The sequence below is a fragment of the Pedobacter jeongneungensis genome, from assembly GCF_039538295.1.
Lineage (GTDB): Bacteria > Bacteroidota > Bacteroidia > Sphingobacteriales > Sphingobacteriaceae > Pedobacter > Pedobacter jeongneungensis.
In genome coordinates, this window is the sequence record NZ_BAABBY010000012.1 from 50,733 (window position 1) to 70,644 (window position 19,912).

At 41.7% G+C, this 19,912-nt stretch carries 17 protein-coding genes; 6 read left to right on the plus strand and 11 right to left on the minus strand.

Annotated elements, in window-relative coordinates; translation table 11 throughout:
* Positions 1 to 136 precede the first annotated feature (136 nt).
* The 5 genes from ABD769_RS20850 to ABD769_RS20870 all read left to right on the plus strand — a co-directional run bounded on the left by ABD769_RS20850 (position 137) and on the right by ABD769_RS20870 (position 10,119).
* Entirely contained in the window at positions 137 to 427 is a 291-nt protein-coding gene (locus tag ABD769_RS20850) for a co-chaperone GroES (RefSeq protein WP_025141798.1), read from the plus strand.
* A 130-nt stretch (positions 428 to 557) separates the two neighbouring features.
* Complete coding sequence (gene groL, locus ABD769_RS20855) at positions 558 to 2,192, plus strand: chaperonin GroEL (RefSeq protein ID WP_344853294.1); 1,635 nt, start codon at positions 558 to 560, stop codon at positions 2,190 to 2,192.
* Between the two features lie 351 nt (positions 2,193 to 2,543).
* The gene (locus ABD769_RS20860) at positions 2,544 to 8,420 is read left to right on the plus strand and encodes a PKD domain-containing protein (RefSeq protein WP_344853296.1); all 5,877 of its coding nucleotides are present in this window, start codon (positions 2,544 to 2,546) and stop codon (positions 8,418 to 8,420) included.
* Positions 8,417 to 9,436 carry a PorP/SprF family type IX secretion system membrane protein gene (locus tag ABD769_RS20865; RefSeq protein ID WP_344853297.1) on the plus strand — a complete coding sequence of 340 codons (1,020 nt, stop codon included), beginning with the start codon at positions 8,417 to 8,419 and terminating at the stop codon, positions 9,434 to 9,436. Before ABD769_RS20860 ends, ABD769_RS20865 begins: the two co-directional genes overlap by 4 nt.
* Positions 9,437 to 9,459: 23 nt before the next feature.
* Positions 9,460 to 10,119 carry an MgtC/SapB family protein gene (locus ABD769_RS20870; RefSeq protein ID WP_344853298.1) on the plus strand — a complete coding sequence of 220 codons (660 nt, stop codon included), beginning with the start codon at positions 9,460 to 9,462 and terminating at the stop codon, positions 10,117 to 10,119.
* Here ABD769_RS20870 and ABD769_RS20875 read toward each other — a convergent pair.
* The gene (locus ABD769_RS20875; RefSeq protein ID WP_344853299.1) at positions 10,100 to 10,591 is read right to left on the minus strand and encodes an RDD family protein; all 492 of its coding nucleotides are present in this window, start codon (positions 10,589 to 10,591) and stop codon (positions 10,100 to 10,102) included. The two genes, ABD769_RS20870 and ABD769_RS20875, sit on opposite strands and share 20 nt — an antisense overlap.
* Before the next feature lie 112 nt (positions 10,592 to 10,703).
* Here ABD769_RS20875 and ABD769_RS20880 point away from each other — a divergent pair, with 112 nt between their 5' ends.
* Positions 10,704 to 12,131, plus strand: a complete 1,428-nt coding sequence (locus ABD769_RS20880) for an L-serine ammonia-lyase (RefSeq protein ID WP_344853300.1) — start codon at positions 10,704 to 10,706, stop codon at positions 12,129 to 12,131.
* A gap of 167 nt (positions 12,132 to 12,298) precedes the next feature.
* Here the strand turns inward: ABD769_RS20880 and ABD769_RS20885 are convergent, their stop codons facing one another.
* The 10 genes from ABD769_RS20885 to ABD769_RS20930 form a co-directional block, all read right to left on the minus strand.
* Positions 12,299 to 13,210 carry an AEC family transporter gene (locus ABD769_RS20885; RefSeq protein WP_344853301.1) on the minus strand — a complete coding sequence of 304 codons (912 nt, stop codon included), beginning with the start codon at positions 13,208 to 13,210 and terminating at the stop codon, positions 12,299 to 12,301.
* An 89-nt stretch (positions 13,211 to 13,299) separates the two neighbouring features.
* Positions 13,300 to 14,520 carry a DEAD/DEAH box helicase gene (locus tag ABD769_RS20890; RefSeq protein ID WP_344853302.1) on the minus strand — a complete coding sequence of 407 codons (1,221 nt, stop codon included), beginning with the start codon at positions 14,518 to 14,520 and terminating at the stop codon, positions 13,300 to 13,302.
* 171 nt (positions 14,521 to 14,691) lie between these two features.
* The gene (locus ABD769_RS20895; RefSeq protein ID WP_344853303.1) at positions 14,692 to 15,144 is read right to left on the minus strand and encodes an Hsp20/alpha crystallin family protein; all 453 of its coding nucleotides are present in this window, start codon (positions 15,142 to 15,144) and stop codon (positions 14,692 to 14,694) included.
* Between the two features lie 51 nt (positions 15,145 to 15,195).
* Positions 15,196 to 15,585, minus strand: coding sequence for a glycosyltransferase (locus tag ABD769_RS20900; RefSeq protein WP_344853304.1), 390 nt, complete (start codon positions 15,583 to 15,585; stop codon positions 15,196 to 15,198).
* A gap of 4 nt (positions 15,586 to 15,589) precedes the next feature.
* Positions 15,590 to 15,823 (minus strand): hypothetical protein, encoded by a 234-nt coding sequence (locus tag ABD769_RS20905; RefSeq protein ID WP_344853305.1) that lies wholly within the window; start codon positions 15,821 to 15,823, stop codon positions 15,590 to 15,592.
* 3 nt (positions 15,824 to 15,826) lie between these two features.
* Positions 15,827 to 16,093 (minus strand): hypothetical protein, encoded by a 267-nt coding sequence (locus tag ABD769_RS20910; protein ID WP_344853306.1) that lies wholly within the window; start codon positions 16,091 to 16,093, stop codon positions 15,827 to 15,829.
* A gap of 453 nt (positions 16,094 to 16,546) precedes the next feature.
* Positions 16,547 to 16,900, minus strand: a complete 354-nt coding sequence (locus ABD769_RS20915; RefSeq protein WP_344853307.1) for an HMG-box domain-containing protein — start codon at positions 16,898 to 16,900, stop codon at positions 16,547 to 16,549.
* Positions 16,901 to 16,910: 10 nt separating this feature from the next.
* Positions 16,911 to 17,462, minus strand: coding sequence for an RNA polymerase sigma factor (locus ABD769_RS20920; RefSeq protein ID WP_344853308.1), 552 nt, complete (start codon positions 17,460 to 17,462; stop codon positions 16,911 to 16,913).
* Positions 17,463 to 17,918: 456 nt separating this feature from the next.
* On the minus strand, positions 17,919 to 18,854 hold the full coding sequence (locus ABD769_RS20925; RefSeq protein ID WP_344853309.1) for a TolB family protein: 936 nt from the start codon (positions 18,852 to 18,854) through the stop codon (positions 17,919 to 17,921).
* Positions 18,855 to 18,975: 121 nt separating this feature from the next.
* Positions 18,976 to 19,737, minus strand: coding sequence for a DUF4197 domain-containing protein (locus tag ABD769_RS20930; protein ID WP_344853310.1), 762 nt, complete (start codon positions 19,735 to 19,737; stop codon positions 18,976 to 18,978).
* Positions 19,738 to 19,912 lie beyond the last annotated feature (175 nt).

A 19,912-nucleotide genomic window follows, 5' to 3' on the forward strand; every position in this document is an offset into this window, starting at 1 on the left:
ACACCTACATTCTAAATTAGGGTAAAAAGATTGACAGTTTGGTGAAAATTTGTCCCTCCAAACCACTTGGCACAAAAAGTGTTAAATGTATGCGTAGTTAAAAAACTTAAAATCAAAATAAAAAATAATAAAAGTTATGGCGTTAAACCTTAAACCAATTGCTGGCAGTTCGAACAGAGTAATAGTTGAACCGGCTGCGGCAGAAGAAAAAACTGCATCGGGTTTGTATATCCCTGATACTGCTAAAGAAAAACCATCTAAAGGAACTGTGGTTTCTGTTTCTGAAGAAGATTCTGAAGGTAAAAAAGCGAGTGTAAAAGTTGGCGATGTTGTAATTTATGGTAAATACGGCGGTACCGAATTCCCTTACGAAGGTAAAGATTACCTGATTATGCGTGAAACTGATATTTACGCTGTTGTAGGGTAAATAATTAAGATTGAATGACTGAGTTTCGAAAGAGTAAATTCAGCATCAATCAACAAATAAATAATATTGTTAGAATGATAAATACAAATTCAATCATTCTTCCATACAATCATTCAAAATTTAAAAAGTAATGTCAAAACAAGTAAAATATAACGTAGAAGCACGCGATGCCCTGAAAAGAGGTGTTGATATTCTTGCAAATGCAGTAAAAGTAACTTTAGGCCCAAAAGGCCGTAACGTAATCATCGATAAAAAATTCGGTTCACCAGCAATTACCAAAGATGGTGTTACTGTGGCTAAAGAAATCGAATTAAAAGATGCAGTTGAGAACATGGGTGCTCAGATGGTTAAAGAAGTAGCTTCAAAAACAGCTGATATTGCTGGTGATGGTACGACTACCGCTACTGTATTGGCTCAGGCGATTATTACAACCGGTATTAAAAACGTTGCTGCAGGTGCAAACCCGATGGATTTAAAACGCGGTATTGATAAAGCGGTTGCTGCTGTTGTAGAAAACTTAAAAGCACAATCACAAACCGTTGGTGAAGATAACAACAAAATTAAACAGGTTGCATCTATCTCAGCTAATAACGATGAAGTAATTGGTGCTTTAATTGCTGAGGCAATGGGCAAAGTAGGTAAAGATGGTGTAATTACTGTTGAAGAAGCAAAAGGTACTGAAACTGAAGTAAAAACAGTAGAAGGTATGCAGTTTGACAGGGGTTATTTATCTCCTTATTTTGTGACCAATGCAGATAAAATGGAAGCTGAATTAGATAATCCTTACATTTTAATCTACGACAAAAAAATCAGCAACATGAAAGAATTGTTGCCTGTTTTAGAAAAAACAGTTCAAACCGGCAAACCATTGGTAATCATTTCTGAAGATTTAGATGGCGAAGCTTTAGCTACCTTGGTAGTAAATAAAATCCGTGGTTCGTTAAAAGTGGTTGCTGTTAAAGCTCCGGGCTTTGGCGACAGAAGAAAAGCAATGTTAGAAGACATCGCAATCCTAACTGGTGGTATCGTTGTTTCAGAAGAAAGAGGTTACAAATTAGAAAATGCTGATTTAACTTATTTAGGTTCTGCTGAAAAGGTTGTTGTTGATAAAGACAATACAACTGTAATTAACGGTGCCGGTAATTCAGACGATATTAAATCACGCGTTAGCCAGATTAAATCTCAGATCGAAACGACTACATCTGATTACGATAAAGAAAAATTACAGGAGCGTTTGGCTAAATTAGCTGGCGGTGTTGCAGTTCTTTACGTAGGTGCAGCCAGTGAGGTTGAAATGAAAGAGAAAAAAGACCGTGTTGATGATGCTTTACATGCAACCCGTGCGGCTGTAGAAGAAGGTATTGTTGCTGGTGGTGGTGTTGCTTTTATCCGTGCAGTTGCTTCTATCGCTGATTTAAAAGGTGCTAACGAAGATGAAAACACTGGTATCCAGATCATCCGTCGTGCTATCGAAGAGCCATTACGTCAGATTTGCGAAAACGCAGGTATTGAAGGTTCTATCGTAGTGCAAAAAGTTAAAGAAGGTACAGCAGATTACGGTTACAATGCCCGTACAGGTGTTTACGAAAACTTAATTGGTGCCGGTGTTATCGATCCAACTAAAGTAAGTCGTGTAGCATTAGAAAACGCAGCTTCAATTGCAGCGATGTTATTAACTACAGAAGTTGTTTTAGCAGACGAACCTGAAGAAGGTGGTGCTCCAATGCCTCCAATGGGTGGCGGCGGTATGGGCGGTATGATGTAATATCACCTCCATAGCGAAACTATTTCGTGTAAAATATTCCCTCAGCGCTTAAGGCACTGAGGGTTTTTTTATGCCTTTTAACGCAAAAAAACGAAAATTTACTTCTTATAACCTGCTCATTTAGTTGGTATTGGTGTAAAATTTTATAAAATGTAATGTGAAAATTACGTTCTTTGTAATGAATATTTATTGACGCGTCTCAGGCCCGGTACTCATTTCTGAGTGACAGGTTAGAGCTGGTTCAAAACATCGCTTCCAGAACGCAATAAAAACATTCCCTAGTGTTAGAGATTTATGAAGATTCGTTGTAAAAGGAAATGGCTTTTTCTTGTCCTATTTTTTGGGGCATTTTTGTGCACGTCAAATGTTTTAGCCCAGGTTACCATAGGTACGGTAGATCCTGGTCCGTTTACGCCCGGCAGTACCATTGCAGTTCCCTTTACGGTGCCTGCAAGCTGTATATCGCAGGGAAATATATTTCAATTATACCTTTCTGATCAAAATGGAAATTTCGGCGCAGAGACCCTGATTGGTACCTATGCAGGCTTTTACAGCACTTACATCAATGGGATACTTCCTCCGGGCCTTACACCCGGCACAGGTTATCGGGTAAGGGTAAAAACAACTGCCCCAACTTCGGCTAGTGTCGCATCAACCCCCTTTGAAGTAAAAGCAGGGGCACCTGTTGAAGCAAAACTTACCTCAAATTACTTAAACAACAACAATAAAGAAACTTTTGGTACCTGTACGAGTAAGCCAGATAATAGTTTTTTAATCAGCAACGAATCTACAGCAAACAGTACGGTTACGGCCACAGTAACAGATGGAGGAAGCGGCGGAGGTACAACTAATCTTTCTTTCACCACTCCAATACAAAATTTTACTGCTCAGCAATCACATTATACCATATATACCAAAGCCGTAATGCCTGATGGTACCGTTGCTACCAAGGCTTATTTACTCATTAACAATAAAACGATAACCGCCTTCGCCAATACCGGAAATACCATAGTGTGTTTACCTTTAGGCGCTTTAACCTTTAATGTTGATGTAACTTCGGGCTCCGGCATCCAAAACAACTTTCCGGGCGATATTTATACCATTACCTGGGGCGACCAAACCACTACTACCTATACCCTTTGCGAGATCATTAATAATGGTGGTAGAGTGGCACATTCTTACATCAAATCTTCGTGTGGAAGTGTTTCTACCTCGAGCGCAGGCACAATTTATAATGCTTTTGATGTTTCCATAAATGTATCGAATACCTTTTGCGGCATAATCGGTACGCCTGTTTCTTCATCGGCAAAGGTTGTGGTTAAACCGGTAAATTCTTTCGCCTTCAACACGCCAGGTTGCACCAATACTGACATCACTTTTGTAAACACATCTACTCTGGGCGAAAACCCAAATACCAATACACTGGGCTGCTCACCTAATGAGGTAACTTATAACTGGTATGTTGACAATGTACCTGTTAAGGCAAATCAGCCGAGATCTTATAACCTGGTGTATAAATTCCCTACGCGTGGGGAGCATACCATCCGTTTAGAATCGAATAGTTCCGGCGCTTGTAACGCAGATCCCGTAGAGATGAAAATCTGTATCCAGGATCCTCCCAAGCCCGCTTTTAGTTTACCATCAACCACCGTTTGTGCCGGCACAACCTTAAAAGCTTCTGACCTTTCGGTTATCGATAACATCTGCAATGCAGCCAACAACTATTTTTGGTCGGTTACACCGGCAATAGGTTATGCTGGTGGTACAAGTGCTACCAGTAAAGAACCACAGTTCATTTTTACGAATCCGGGTAGTTATACCATTACGCTAAACATTTCTACGCCATCGTGCGGTCCGGCTACAAGTTTACCGCAAACTGTGGTAGTAAATTCAAGTCCTTTAGCTACCCTTTCGCCTGATATTACTCTTTGCAACCTTTCTACTTACGATTTTAACAATACTACAACAGGGCCAACCAAAACCACCATCAGCGGAACTTCGAAAGATTTACCGGATACTTACACCTGGACGGTAGTTCCATCGGGTTCCGGAACTTATAGTTTTGCAGGGGGAACAACGGCCAATTCCAAATATCCGTCGATAAAATTCGACAGCTACGACACTTACACTGTAACTATTATACATAAAAACAATTGCGGAACAGCTACAGATACCCAGGTTTTGACTTTCAGCACGGCCCCAGTGGTTAATGCAGGACCGGATCAGGCTATTTGCTTTAACGATCCTGGTTTTGCCTTACATGGAATGATAACAGGCACCACCTCAACACAAACATGGATTGGAGGATTGGGAAGCTTTACACCAAACAGAAACGATTTAAATGCTGTTTACACCCCTACCGCAGCCGAAAAAGCAGCTGGAACTGTTACGCTAAAATTAAGGGTAACCACAACGCTGGCTGCTCCGTGTAACCAGATAGATGATGATATTATCTTAACCATTAAGCCAGATATTAGCTTAACCAGCGCAGGCACAAAAGCCATCTGTACAGGCAATAGCGTCGCCTACACGCCAACCTCTGCAGTTACCGGCGTTACCTACACCTGGACGGCCACCGGAACGGCAACAGCAAACGGTTATACCATAAACGGAACCGGAAATATTAATGATATATTAACCAATACAGATCTTAGCGCTGATGCCACGGTAACCTATACCGTTATCCCCCATTCAGATGGCTGCGATGGTACACCATTTAATCTGGTGGTTACCATTAAACCAAACCCCATTGTAACAGCAACAGCAGCCAGCCTAACCATTTGCAATAAAACATCATCAGCCATTACCTTGTCGGCCAATTTACCAGCAGTAAATTATACTTATACCAGCGCTGTAACAGGTAACATCACCGGAAATACCAATAGAACTGTTGCATCGGCAGGCACCCAGATTAACGATATTTTAACCAATTCGGGCACCACAGCCGGCACAGTAACCTATACGATTACGCCTGTGTCTTCAAACGGCTGTCCGGGTGTGCCAGCAACTGTTACCATTACCGTATTGCCAGGCGCAACACTGGCCAATGCTGGTCCGGATGAAGCCATTTGCAATGCAAGCACTTATACCCTAAAAGGAAATCCGCCGGTAGTGGGTACGGGGAAGTGGGCCATTGTTTCGGCCCCTACTGCCATCACTTTTACCGATGATACACAACCTAACACTGATATAAGTGGATTAGTACCCGGTAACACTTACATTTTAAGATGGACAATTGCATACACCAACTGCTCCACATCAAGTGATGATGTACAGATTACCGTTAATCCGTTAAGTATTGGCGGAACCACTGCCGGAGATGTAGCGGTTTGTGCAGGAGCAAATGGCGGCAATATTACGTTAACCGGGCAGGTTGGAAATATTATCCGCTGGGAACGCTCTATTGACAATGGTGTAACCTGGTCTACTGTTACTTCAACAGCCAATCCTTTTGTTTTTTCTAACCTTGCCATTACCACCAAATACCGCGCTGTAGTGCAAAGTGGTAGCTGTGCCGAAGCCATCTCAACGGTAACCACCATCACGGTAAATCCCGGAACGGTAGCTGCGAATGCGGGCCCTGATCAAAATTTATGTAGCGGAAACGGCATTACCCTGAACGGAAATAATCCTGCCCCAAACAGTGGCACATGGACTTTAGTATCTGCACAAACCGGTGTTACCATTACCGATCCTACGTTATACAACACCACCGTTACGGGTTTAGCACCCGGACAAACTTATACGTTCAGGTGGACGATTTCCGGTTTTAATGGTTGTCCTCCTTCCATTGATGAGGTCATCGTGACCTATTATCCACCGGTTATCAATAACATCAATCCTGTAACGGCTCCTGTCTGTGCTGGCCAAAGCATTACCATCACTGGCGACACACCAACAGGTGGCACGGGCACATTTGCCTATCAGTGGCAAAGCAGTGCTGATGGAAATACCTGGGCCAATGTGCCATCGGCTACAAATAAAGATTTAACTTTAACTCTAAATTCTTCCACTTATTTCAGGCGATTGGTAAACAGCACCATCTGTACTTCGATCAGTAATTCGATACAGGTTACCGTTCTGCCGGGATTAACGAATAATACCATTTCTGTCGATCAAACTATTTGTTTGGGCACCCCTGCAGCTTCGCTTACCGGTTCAGTACCAAGCGGAGGAAGCGGTACTTATACTTATCAATGGCAATCGAGCATAAACGGAACAGTCTGGACTGATGTGCTGGGTGCAACGGGTATTAATTTTGTCCCTCCGGCTCCTACTGCAACCATATTTTACAGGCGATCGGTAACCAGCGGTGCTTGTAGCAACAATTTGAGCAATCAGGTAAAAATAACAGTGAATCCTCCGGCTAAGGCTGAGTTGGTTTTTAATACCGATAAAGGTTGTCCGCCTTTCGTTTTAACCGCCGCCAATATATCGGCTACCCCTTACACAGATCGCAATAATACTTACACCTGGTTTGCCAATGGCGTACAGATTGGCACTGGCATTACTTTTCCGGGCTACACTATTGCAAATGATAATGAAAATGTGGTGATTAAACTAGTGGTAACAAGCAGTTTGGGTTGTAATAGTGATGAAACCAGCCATACATTTAGTACCCTGCAAAATGTAACTGCGGCATACACACAAAGCGCAACATCGGGCTGCGGACCGTTAAATGTTGTTTTCACCAATACTTCGAATTCATTAACTGCAGCAACCTTTTACTGGGATTTCGGAAACGGGACGAATTCAAATCTGGCCCAACCACCGGCGGTTACCTACCAAGCAGATCCGACAGGAAAAGACCTCACTTATACCGTTACTTTAAAGGCTACCACCGCCTGCGGCATCACTACACAAACTTCAACCGTATTGGTAAAAGCCAAACCGGTTGCTGTTTTCTCTCCTGATAAAACCACAGGCTGCTCTCCCCTGGCGGTTACTTTTAGTAATACTTCGCCCGGAAATTACACCAGTTATACCTACGATTTTGGCGATGGCTCTGCACCGCTAACCGTAACCGATAAAAACAGCGTAAGCCATACTTATACCACTTTGGCGGTTAGGGATTACGTGGTAAAAATGACCGCCACCAACGAGTGTGGCAGCAGTGAATCTCAGTATTCTATCCGTGTGGCACCTAACGATATTATCCCTGAATTGGTGGTCAACAGCAACCAGCTTAAGGGTTGTGCCCCTTTAAAAGTCGATTTCTTTAATAACACCAAAGGTGCCGGCACTTTTGTTTACGATTTTGGCGATGGCAGCACCACGGTTACCCACACCGCACCCGAAACCATATCGCATACCTTTACCGAGCCGGGAAAATATACCATTACACTATACGCATCGAACAATTGTTCTAACGCCTCCACAACCGAAACTGTTGAAGTTTTACCACAGCCCAGCGTAAGTTTTACTGCAGATAAAACAAGTGGCTGCGATGGCGTAACAGTTAAGTTTAAAAATACCAGTACCGGCGCCATAGGTTATGTTTGGGATTTTGGTGATGGTTCGCCAACATCAAATGCCATAGAACCTACGCATACCTTTAATGGTGCAGGGAAAAACTATGCGGTTACCCTCACGGCAACAAACGCTCTCGGCTGTACAAAAAGCACTACCATAGCCGATTATATCCATGTTGTGCCCCCACCTGTAGCAACTTTTACGGTTACCCCGGGGAACGAAGTCTCCATTCCGAACTACACATTTGCCTTTAAGGACATTAGCGTGGATGCGGTGAGCTGGCAGTGGACTTTTGGTGACGGTGCGGTTTCAACCCTGCAAAATCCTACCCACACTTATGCCAATGAAGGCACCTACAACGTAACCCTGAAGGTACTTAACAAAGAAGGCTGTTCTTCCAATACTTTTCAATCGGTCCGGATTATCGGGGTGCCGGGTTATCTGAATATCCCGAATTCATTTATGCCGGCAAGTGCGAAAAACGAAATCAAAGTATTTAAGGCTAAAGGTCGTGGCATAAAAGAGTGGCAAATGTCAATCTTTAATAAATGGGGCCAGCTATTATGGGAAACTACAAAACTGGATGATGGCTCACCTTTAGAGGGTTGGGATGGCACTTATAACGGACAGGAGCAGCCACAGGGCGTTTATTACTGGAAAGTAGACATAAAATTTATTAATGGCAGCGATTGGAAAGGGATGACTTATGATTCATCTCCTCCAAAGAAAACGGGTGTAATATATTTAATAAGATGATGAGGAGCAGGATAATATTATTTTTGTTTTGGGCATTGCCAATGGTTTCGTTGGCACAGGACCATATTTATTCGCAGTTTTACAATGCACCGATTTACTTAAACCCGGCCTTAACCGGTCAGTTTGAAGGTGATATCAGGTTTAATGCCTTATACCGTAACCAATGGACAGGTTTGGCGAGCGATTTTTCTTACATGACCGCCTCAGGAGACCTTAACTTGTCAAGATTAAATAGCGGTATTGGTATTATTTTTAACCGCAGCAGCGAGGGTACCGCTTACCTGGTGAAAAACAATGTTGCCCTAAGCTATTCGTATATTATTGGCGGAGATGATTTTACCTTATCGTTTGGCTTGCAGGGGGGCATTACCAACCAGAAATTAAACTGGGATAAGCTTGTTTTTGGCGATCAGATCGACATTAGTACGGGTTATATTCCCGGCAGTGTTTCAGGCGCCGAAAGGCCAAGTGTAGATAGCCGCTATTACTTCGATTCGAATGCAGGTGCCAACCTGGTGGTGGGCAAATTTATGATGGGATTAGCTGTGCATCACCTTAACCGCCCGGATGAATCCCTGTCAGGTTTTCAGGCCAGGTTGCCCATGCGTATTTCTGGTAATTTAAGTTATAAATTAACCCTGGTGCCTGATGAGTACGATCGCGACGGGAATTACCTCATCCCTTCTATTGTGGCCTATAAACAAGGTAACGTAAAATCGTTCAGTGTAGGCATGCAGTATAAATATGCAGGTATAAATGCAGGCATCTGGTACCGTAACGATGGCAATGCGAACGGAAACGATGCCGTTGTTTTTTCGGTGATCTTTGATATTTTCAACAGACGAACCAATGGCGAAAAATTCAGATTAGGCATCAGTCACGATGCTACAACCTCGAAAATCAACTACAGCAATACCGGCGGAACTTCAGAAATCGGAGTAGGATACGAAAAATATTTTCCAAATAGTTCAAATGGTGGCCGTGCAAATGGCCTGAGATGTTACGATTTTTATTAATTTGCCATTGATAACTCAAGGCAATGAACGATATCTTAGATCAAAACCATTTTATTACACAAAGCGAAATCAATAAGTTTTTACTGGCTACCCTGCTTTGTGGCATTATCGGTGCAGAACGCGAATACAGAAGTAAATCTGCCGGTTTAAAAACCATGATGATGATCGGTTTGGGTGCCACCCTGTTTACCATCTTATCCATCAAAATCGGGCCAACCAGTCAGGACCGTATTGCCTCGAACATTGTTACCGGTATCGGTTTTCTTGGTGCAGGCGTAATTTTTAAAGAAGAAAACCGCGTTAAAGGGCTTACTACAGCCTGTATCATCTGGATTGTTGCCGCCATTGGTATGGCAGTGGGCTCCGGTTATTACGAACAGGCCATTGGCGTTACCATTGTGGTATTACTGGCATTGATTATTTTTCCCTTTCTGGAAGAAATCGGCGACCGCCGCTTTACCAAACGTGTTTACCGTATTGTAAAAAAACAACATACCCATGGCGATCTGGAAAGCTATGAAGAAGTTTTTCGCGAAAGTAAACTTAAACCACAACGCGGCAAGCATCAATTGGTAAACGATATCATCACCGGAAACTGGGTAGCCACCGGAACGCCGCAAAACCATCAGAAGTTTGTAGAGCGCATGCTAAAAGATAACGATATTATAGAGTTTGATTTTTAACCGAATCAAAAAGATCTGCCCGCTGGGTTTGTAAAGCCAGTTTTTTCTCGTCGATAACAATTGTGTCCGACCAGCGATCGTGCCAGGGATCACAAGGATTACCGAGTCCACTAATTGCATTAAAAGGAATCGAGCGGATCATATTTCGTGTAAATGCCTTTCCGAAATCAATCTCACTGCCATCTAAGTTTACGGCCTTTGTGCCTGTAATGAGTTTTCCGATTGATTTTCCACGTGAAACAGCTTCTATTAAACACATAATAAAGCCATAACAAACCATCGCGATCAACCGGTCTAAAAGATCATTGATTCCATCTAAAATACCCGGAAGTAAAATTCCGATGCAGATGTAAATGCCAAGAAGAATGATGTAAAAAACAATAAGGTCGATGATGTAATTTGCCAGTCTTTTGCCTGAGCTGGCACGGCAGTAGCTTAAATCAATTTCCTGATAACTGTTGTTGAAGTCCATTTTTAGTGCGTTTAATTTAGATCTTTCTAAGGTAAAATATTTTCATCTTCAGTCAAAATTAATTTAGTCAGAATCATAAAACAATCATAGCTTTGTATAACTTATATTCATAATGATCAAGGAACAAATTTCGGTTTTCGATATCTTTAAAATAGGCATTGGCCCTTCAAGCTCACATACTTTAGGCCCCTGGCGTGCGGCCCAGCAATTTACAGCTTCGCTTGCCCAAAATGGCTTAATTGATGATGTTGAAGGCATCAAGATATTGTTATATGGTTCCCTTGCCAAAACAGGAAAAGGCCATGGAACCGATGTGGCTATTTTATTGGGTTTAACCGGGGCTGATCCCGTAACTTTTGATGTGGATGCCGTTACCCCAACATTTGAAAACATCCAAAAAGATAAAAAACTGAACCTTGCCAGCCACCTGATCATCGATTTTGATTATGATGAAGATTTACTCTTCCTTTTTACCGAGAGTTTACCTTTTCACCCTAATGCAGTAACTTTTCAGGCCTTTTTAAAAAGTGGCAAAGCTTTTTCTGAAACCTATTACTCCATTGGTGGCGGTTTTGTGGTGAAAGAAGGTGAAGACAATAGCAATAAAGTACAGGTAGACTTACCTTTTCCGGTAGAAAAAGCTAAAGAATTATTACACTGGTGCCTGTCTACCGGTTTAAAAGTGAGCGAGATCGTTATGGAAAACGAACTGGCCTGGCGCACCGAAGTAGAAACCAAAAAGGGTATTTTACAACATTTCGCGGTAATGCGCGATTGTATTTACCGTGGCTGTCACACCACTGGCTTTTTACCCGGTGGACTAAATGTAGCCAGAAGGGCTTTCCCGCTAAATAAACGTCTGATCAACAAAAGTGAATATACCAATTACGATAGCTGGGTTGATGCCATTAGAAAAGGTGGCAACGGCTTTAATTATACTTTAGATTGGGTAAGCTGTTTTGCACTGGCTGTAAATGAAGAAAACGCATCATTTGGCCGTGTGGTAACTGCCCCTACCAATGGCGCTGCTGGTGTAATTCCGGCCGTATTACAATATTTTATTACCTTTTGCGATGGTTATAGCGAAGATAAAATCATTCAGTTTATTGCCTGTGCTTCCGAAATTGGCAGTATTTTTAAAAAGGGAGCAACCATTTCCGCAGCAATGGGTGGCTGTCAGGCCGAAATTGGTGTTTCCTCTGCCATGGCAGCAGCAGCACTAACCGAATGTCTTGGTGGCTCGCAAAGGCAGGTTTTAATGGCCGCAGAAATCGCCATGGAACATCATTTGGGCTTAACCTGCGATCCGATTGGTGGTTTGGTACAAATCCCTTGCATCGAACGGAATACCATGGGCGCCATTAAAGCCATTACAGCCAGTCAGCTGGCTTTACAGAGCAATCCCGATAAAGCAAAGGTGAGTCTTGATGCTGTGGTTAATACCATGTGGGAAACTGCTTTGGATATGAATGCCAAATACAAAGAAACCTCTGATGGAGGCCTCGCAACCAATATTCCGATCAGTTTGCCTGAATGTTAATTTACCACAATATTTGTTGTTTTAACCGCAAAGCATTGGGCAGTTGGCGAAACGGTCAAAGTATCATTATTTCGGGCGTATGTTAAATCCTCCGTGTTAATCTGTATTTCGGTAGCCAGCCTCTAAAAACAGCCTCTGCGTACTTTGCGGTTAAAAACGAGAATAATTTAAACCAGCCCCGAATACGTGAGCACCAGCCACCACAAACCCGTGGTAATAAACGAAAGCACAATCCCGATGCCAACCACCAGATTGGAGAGTTTAGGATTAAGATTATACTGATCGGCCACTACCCCTGCGGTTAATAATGTTGGCATTGCCATTTCGAAAATGGTTATTTTGGTAATTGTTCCGCTCATGCCTAAGATCACAGCAATCAGCATCACCACCAAAGGCGCTAAAATCAGTTTATATAGCAAAGTAAAACTGATGTGTTTTAGTTCACTAAACCAACCCCCAAATTTTAACTGCAAACCGATCGAAAATAAGGCCAGCGGACCAACCGTACCGGCCAGCTTATCAAATAACGGATTGAGTGTAGTAATATTTACAAAATGTGGAACGGTTAAGGCTAAAACACAACCGATTAACGGCGGAAAAGTTAATACTTTTTTCAGCACCAGTTTTCCGCTTAATTTTTGGTACTGCGACGAGCGGATGGCGACAATAATTCCAATGGTTGATAACAGGGTAAATGTTACCTGATCGCAGATTATGGCGATACCCAATTCCTTTTCACTAAAATAAGCTACAATTAAAGGAAATCCCACAAAAGAAGTATTACTTAAAGAGCTGGTTAATTTTAAACCTCCGGAAGTTGCTTTACTGAGATTTCTTATACGGCTGTAAACGGTGATGAACAACCAACCGGACAACCAGATACAAACCGGCGCCAGTGCCGGGAAAAGCAGATCTTTCGTCCAGGTAATGTGTGGCAGGTACTTAAACGAAACAGCAGGTAATGCGATGTAAATAATCCAGGCATTAATGCCCTTGTGTGCATCTTTAGGCAGCGATTTGCTTTTTCTGAAAAGAATGCCCGCCAAAATACATAAACCGATAAGAATAAAATTTGCCATTTGAATAATGCAAAGCTAATCTATAAAAGAAAATGGATGATTTCCTATCGCTAGCTAAATCATCCATTTTACATCTTCCTTTTTACATTTTAAGCAGATGGTTTTGGTTTTTTCTTTTTATGCCAAACCTTTTTCTTGCCGTTATGCTGAGGTCTTTTTTCTTCTACATGTGTAATTTCCATTGCAGCTATACTTTCGGGCAAGGGCATGCGCGGAACAGGCTTTTCAATTAGTTTCTCTATGTTATCAAATTTACGCTTATCCCTTCCGTTAACCAGGGTGATGGCTGTACCTTTTGTGGCTGCCCTTGCGGTACGCCCAATACGGTGTACATAATCAGCCGGATCGCCGGGAACATCGTAATTGATTACTAAATCGATTCCTTCTACGTCAATTCCACGTGATAAAACATCTGTACCGATTAAAATCGGCAACCTTCTGTTTTTAAAGGCCAGTAAAATATCTTCGCGCTCTTTCTGTCCCAAATCAGAGTGAAAAGCTTCGGCTTTTATGCCCAAACCTTTAAAAGCTTTATACAATGCCTTTACTTTTTCTTTGGTAGAGGCAAAAATGATACTGCTTTTGTATTGGTCGCTTTTAAAAATCTCTGTTAATAATGCCTGTTTCTGCTGGTCGTGGATATTGTAGGCTTGTTGGTCAATTCCTTCGGCAGGTTTAGCAATCGAAATGGTAATCTGTTTGGGTTCGTGCAAAATTTTACCAGCCATGGTCCTTATTTTAGGTGCCATAGTAGCCGAAAATAAAAGCGTTTGCCTTTTCTTTGGCAGGTAGCTGATGATCCGGATAATATCGTCGTAAAAGCCCATATCCAACATCCTGTCTGCTTCATCGAGGATTAAATGCTGCAAGTGCTCCAGTTTTAACACACCACTGGATAAATGCGCCATTAACCTGCCCGGAGTAGCAATAATGATATCCACACCTTCGCGCATCGAACGTTTTTGCTGCTCATAAGCAATGCCATCTCCCCCACCATATACCGCTAAAGAGCTAATGTTGGTAAAATAGGCCAGCGCTTCAACCTGTAAATCAATCTGTTGAGCCAGTTCGCGGGTTGGAGCCAGGATTAAAGTATTATTATGCCTGTCGGTTGCTTTGCTAATTTTATCCATTACGGGCAAAAGGTAGCTGGCGGTTTTCCCTGTGCCGGTTTGGGCGCAGGCAATCAGATCATGATTATCTAAAATTACCGGTATGGCTTGTTCTTGTATTGGAGTAGCGCTTTTATACCCCATGGCCATTAAGCCTTCGTATAAATCGGGGTTAAAATTAAAGTCGTTAAAATTCAATCTGTTGTATTTATGTCTTTTAGCAAAAGTACCTTAAAATACCGCCAATAGCAAACAGCATTTCAATATCATTTATATTCAGAAGAAACAAATGCATTTTATAAGCTCTTAACCCAAAAAAGCCCCAACTGTATTAAACAATTGGGGCCTGGAAATTATAATAGACGAAACTTAGTGCACCTCGATATCTTTTTCGGGTATATTCGTTTCGGGGTTTTTAGGCAGGTTAACTTTCAAAATTCCATCGGCGTAGTTTGCTGAGATATGATCTGATAAAACCTTTCCGTTTAAAGCAAAAGCCCTTTCAAAAGTGCCATTGCTGTATTCTTTCCTGTTGTATTTTTTAGCCGTTTCAGCTTCTTCTTTTGGCTGGTAAGAAATGGTTAATACATCATCTTTGGTTACTACTTTTAAAAATTCTTTCTCCAATGCCGGTGCAAAAAGCTCAATAATAAAACTGTTTTCTGTTTCCTCGATGTTAACCGGTACTTTTCTAAATCCCTGGTTAAACATCCCGAATTTATGGTGACCAAAAGGCCCGCCGAAGTGTCTTCCAAATCTTCCTTCTCCTGCGCCGTAACGGCCATGCATCCTGCCCTCGTGGCATCTATGTTCTTTGTACATTTTACTTAATCTAATGGTTATTTATTTTATTAATTCGCAGGATTTAACCAGTTAACTGGTAACCGCCTGCTCGGTTTTGGTAATCCCCAATAGCTGGGTAATGATGTTGGCATAAGGATAAGCCGGTGAAAAAACGGCATAATCGAATTTTAATCCCCTTATCTGCACCACAATATCATCGATAAACTTCATGGGTTCGAGTAAGGCACTGATCAAACCCGATTTCGGTTTTTCTTCATCACTTTCAGCATTGCGCTGAAAAACATCCACCTCGCGATTATAGGCCTTAAAATCTGCACCGATTTGTTCAATAGGAGCTTTAAACTCATCCGAACTGAAAAAAGTTACCTTTTCTCCACGACTGATCAGTTCGTTGGCCATTCCTAAAATCGGACTCACATCTGCCTGTGATGGATCGCTCAAAAAAAGTACCTGCGACATAATCTTATCTTTTTGTGATGTTAAAACTATCTACCGGCGCAATTAAAGCATCAGTGGTTTTTCTATTGTGGTGACTGAAAGCATGGCGCCTGTTATGCTCATGCTGGCAATCTTCGTTGTAATGCCTGTTTTTAAAGTCAAGTCGATCGCGATATCCGTTTTGAACAGCTAATACATTTAAGCTGTAAAAAGTTCCTGCAGCAACAGCAAGTGCCAGTAATATTCTGAATGTTCTCATGGCTTAGTAGTTTACATTGATGTTGTTAACGGATCCATTGCTTTGTACGGTTGGCCTGTACCATTGATTGTCAATCGGCACAATCGGGTTGAAATGGTTTTCAAAACCGTTATATCTGCTGTGGAAATAATGACGTCTTCTGCCTGCAAAGGCCCTGAATATAAAACCGATCAGCACCGCAGCCAATATAAATTTGAATACAAAGGGGATAAAGAAAGCGGCCGCGCCGAGTATCATCCCAAATCCTATAGCTTTTAATATTTTTTTCATCTTCTTATCTTTTTAAAGGTTTAATCATTTCACTGTAAGCAAGTTGACCCATCAAACCCTGTTATTTCGTTATTTATATAGGAAGACGAAGCAACTTTATTTTTACTTTAAATTATTTTGATTTTTTTTAATCTGGAGCGTCACTCCCTCGTTATGTCATCCTGAGCGTAGTCGAAGGATCTTTTAGTAGTTACCATTTCGGTCGGTGAGACACCAACTGATAGAATAAGTAGAAAAGTCGTTCTTAGTATGACTGTTTAAAAAATCGACCGTCATTTCCACTGAAGCGCAGCGAAATGACTGCCCGTACAGGCGGGGAGAAATCTATTTTGATAGATCTCTCCACTCCGCGTTGCTGCGGAGATGACGATTCGCGGAGAGGCTTTCGCGATGTTCAGAATAACGGCAAAACAGATAAAACAAAAAAGCTCCGAAGAAATTCGGAGCTTTTCACTATTCTTTATTCCGGTGGTGGCCCCATCCGCCACACCTCCGTTTATATTCTTCTTTAAATTTTACCCGTTCCTCGTCGTCCATGGTTTCCCATTTGGCACGCATGGCCCTTGCCCGCTCACGGAAACCATTATGTCCGTCATGACCGCCTTTTTTAAAATTACCAAAAAGCAACCGGCACAGCACCAGTAAGCCGAGGGCCTGCCAGTAATTTAGTTTGCCTGCATGTGCCACCTCAGGTAAAATCCAGTTCCATAAAAACATAACCACATAACCCAAAACCGCTGCTATAAGCACCGCTACGGGTAAAAAGAAAATAAATTTCTTGCGCCGATTAAAATTTCTATTCATCATGTCTGCAAATTTAATAGTTAATAAATTCCTGATATAAATTTTGTAAGCGGTTACGCAGGTGTTTTACCGCATAACCTTTTCTTGATATTAATGTTTTAATATTCTCCCCGCTTTCATCGGCCAGCTCCTGAAAAGTGCGTTCTTCCAATTCATTCTGTACAAATACGTAACGTTGATTTTCGGGCAGTTCTTCGAGCGCTAGAAACAGCTGGTCCCAGAATAGTTTTTTCAAGCTTTCCTCTTCCGGTGAGTAAGCCTCGGCCAGTAGAATTTCCTTGAAATTGATTTCCCCATCTTCCCCTTCGAAACTGAAATCTTCAATCGATTCTTCCTTTTGTTTCCGGTATTCATCGGTAATCTTATTTCTGGCCACGCGGTATAGCCAGCCACTAATCTGCTCAATAGTACCCACTTCGGGCTGATTGCTTAGCTGAAACCAAACATCCTGTAAAATATCTTCCGCATCCTCGTCTGTATTCACCCTTCCACGGATGAAACTGAACAGGCGTTTACCATAATTGGCAACCGTTGAAATGATATTTTGAGGTTCGTTTGTTGGCACTATTTATTGCGTATAAAGCAGTAAACGGATGAAACTCAATATTACTTTAAATTTTTGTTATTTTTTTTGGCAAACCTCCGAAGTTTAGGGGAGGGAATGAGCAAGGCGAACCTTGAGAGTCTAAAAAGGCCTTATATGCAGAAATGATAAGGTTTTCATTACCTTTTTTTGGAAATGAAGGGAGGATGGTCTTGGGGAACTGCAGCCCTGCTGTTTGCTATAGTCCCGACGTAAAGTCGGGAGCTGCCGCTTCCATCAGGTTTATTAACAAAGTAGGTGCACCCTGCAACCCCTAAAATGAAATGCTATTTTGGCCCCCTGCCCGTTGCAGGCGGGCGGGTGAATTGATACCCTGCTGGGTTGAGGCACGAAACCCAAAGCGTATAAGCGGAACACGGGAACCAGCTTATTTTCTTGTACAGGCACTGCGCTCCAAAAAACTAAGATATGTTTCTTCTACTTTAGCGCGCCGGTTGGGTTACTTCCCTTATCAACCACCGTTTTAATATTGCCATTTAAATCTGCCACATAAATTTTGCTGCGTGTATATGGCTTTTCTTCACCGCTATAAAAAATACGGTCATCTGCAGTAACAAAAAGGAAAGGCGCATGAACGCCTTTGGGTGAGATTGGCGCCACTTTTTTACTGGCTATATCAAGAATATAAACAGCCTCGGCCCTATCGTGTAAGCCATCTAACACCTCGCCATTACTGGCATTGAAGATTAACTTTTTGCCATCTTTACTGTAGAAGAAATTGTTGCTGCTTGATATGTAATATGCATTTCCGATTAGCCCTTTAATAGATTTTGTATCTATCAGCTTTCCGGAAAGATTGAATGTGTAAAGGTTATCAATATCATGCGCAATGATTTCTTTTTCATTTTTCCAGTTAGGCCCAAAAGCATTTATTTTCGAGGTGCTATCCAGCATTACGTAGCCTGAATTATCAGCTTTAATTACACCAATTTTCCAAACACTTTGGTTATTAAAAACGCTGAAAGCAATATTATTACCGTCAGCAGACCATACCGCACCGTAATAATTATTGCCGTTTACCTGTAATTTGCCCTGGCTTTTATTTTCCAAATCAGCAATCCAGACCGACCTGTTCCCTACCGAATCGCTAAGGGTATAAGCCAGTTTATTGCCATCAGGAGAAATGGCCGGATCTGTAGCGCCACCAAACGAAATCTGCTTCATCGTATCGATACTCGTAGCTACAATTTTATCTCCATCCTGATAAGCAAGCGCAAAGTTTTTATTGCTCAAAGAAACAGTATCTAAAACGGCTTTGTCATCGTTTTCGGTAGATTTATTGTTACCACAAGAAGTGATTAACGCCACACAGGGAATTAAAATGGAAACTAATCGGCTACTGATTTTCGTCATGCGCAATTTTACAAATAGTTTTTCTTTCTGTTCATTAGAAACCTGTGATCGGACAATATTTTACTTAAAATAAACTTAATCAGTCGCCTTGGTTCGTGTCTCCACGAACCACACATACTACTTAACTCTTTTTCTTATCCGCGTAACCGAAAACCTTTTGCAATAAAGTTGTGCTTCTTGAGCTTAAATTACCCCTGATTTTTAATTCTTCTTTGGCTACTTCAATAAATAAGCCATCTATTGCTTTTTGGGTAACATATTCGGTGAGGTTGGTATTTACAGGTTTTACCAAAGGCAAGCGGTTATATTGAGTTGTTAAATCGCTGTAATATTTGGTAGCATTTACCTTGCTTAAACTGGTGGTTACAATCGGACTAAATTTTTCCATCAGCTGCGATGTAGTTACTCTTTTAAAATATTCTGTAGCTGCATTGTTATTGCCCAAAAGGATATTGGTGGCATCAGTTAATGTCATTTGTTTAATGGCCGAAATAAAAATAGGTTTTGCTTCGGTAGCGGCATCTTCTGCAGCGCGGTTTAAGCTCACAATTACGTTATCACAAAGCTTGTTTAGTCCTATGCCGCGCAATGTTTTTTCTACTTTTTGCGCTTCAGGCGGCATCAGTATTTTAACGGCAAGATTACCCAAAAAACCATCTTTAACCGAAAGCCTGTCGGCACCTGCAGAAACCCCGATCTGCAATGCTTCCTTTATTCCCTGCCCGATTTCGAAAGTAGAGGGCGTTCCGGTTGCACTTGTTGTGCCTGTGCCCTGCTTTTCAGTTACCTTTTTAAAGATATCGCTCAGTTTAATCTGGGCCTTTGCGTTGAGGCTTACGGATAGCAGCACTATCGATAAAGCTAAAATATTAATCCTTTTCATTTTGTGTGTTTAGTGATGGTTAGCAAAACAACTGCCATAATTTAAATTGATGTTCAAATATAAGTGTTTGTGTGCTGTGAATCCGGAATTAATAATGGGTAATCATCCCTAAAAAATTAGTTTATGTACCATCACTCAGAAATATTTTTTATACTTGAAAGATAATTCGAAATAG

Excerpts from the sequence above, each read along its gene's own strand:
- ABD769_RS20850 (WP_025141798.1), top strand. The coding sequence starts at position 137 with ATGGCGTTAAACCTTAAACCAATTGCTGGCAGTTCGAACAGAGTAATA.
- groL (WP_344853294.1), top strand. The coding sequence starts at position 558 with ATGTCAAAACAAGTAAAATATAACGTAGAAGCACGCGATGCCCTGAAA.
- ABD769_RS20865 (WP_344853297.1), top strand. The coding sequence starts at position 8,417 with ATGATGAGGAGCAGGATAATATTATTTTTGTTTTGGGCATTGCCAATG.
- ABD769_RS20870 (WP_344853298.1), top strand. The coding sequence starts at position 9,460 with ATGAACGATATCTTAGATCAAAACCATTTTATTACACAAAGCGAAATC.
- ABD769_RS20875 (WP_344853299.1), bottom strand. The coding sequence starts at position 10,591 with ATGGACTTCAACAACAGTTATCAGGAAATTGATTTAAGCTACTGCCGT.
- ABD769_RS20880 (WP_344853300.1), top strand. The coding sequence starts at position 10,704 with ATGATCAAGGAACAAATTTCGGTTTTCGATATCTTTAAAATAGGCATT.
- ABD769_RS20885 (WP_344853301.1), bottom strand. The coding sequence starts at position 13,210 with ATGGCAAATTTTATTCTTATCGGTTTATGTATTTTGGCGGGCATTCTT.
- ABD769_RS20895 (WP_344853303.1), bottom strand. The coding sequence starts at position 15,144 with ATGTACAAAGAACATAGATGCCACGAGGGCAGGATGCATGGCCGTTAC.
- ABD769_RS20900 (WP_344853304.1), bottom strand. The coding sequence starts at position 15,585 with ATGTCGCAGGTACTTTTTTTGAGCGATCCATCACAGGCAGATGTGAGT.
- ABD769_RS20905 (WP_344853305.1), bottom strand. The coding sequence starts at position 15,823 with ATGAGAACATTCAGAATATTACTGGCACTTGCTGTTGCTGCAGGAACT.
- ABD769_RS20910 (WP_344853306.1), bottom strand. The coding sequence starts at position 16,093 with ATGAAAAAAATATTAAAAGCTATAGGATTTGGGATGATACTCGGCGCG.
- ABD769_RS20915 (WP_344853307.1), bottom strand. The coding sequence starts at position 16,900 with ATGATGAATAGAAATTTTAATCGGCGCAAGAAATTTATTTTCTTTTTA.
- ABD769_RS20925 (WP_344853309.1), bottom strand. The coding sequence starts at position 18,854 with ATGACGAAAATCAGTAGCCGATTAGTTTCCATTTTAATTCCCTGTGTG.
- ABD769_RS20930 (WP_344853310.1), bottom strand. The coding sequence starts at position 19,737 with ATGAAAAGGATTAATATTTTAGCTTTATCGATAGTGCTGCTATCCGTA.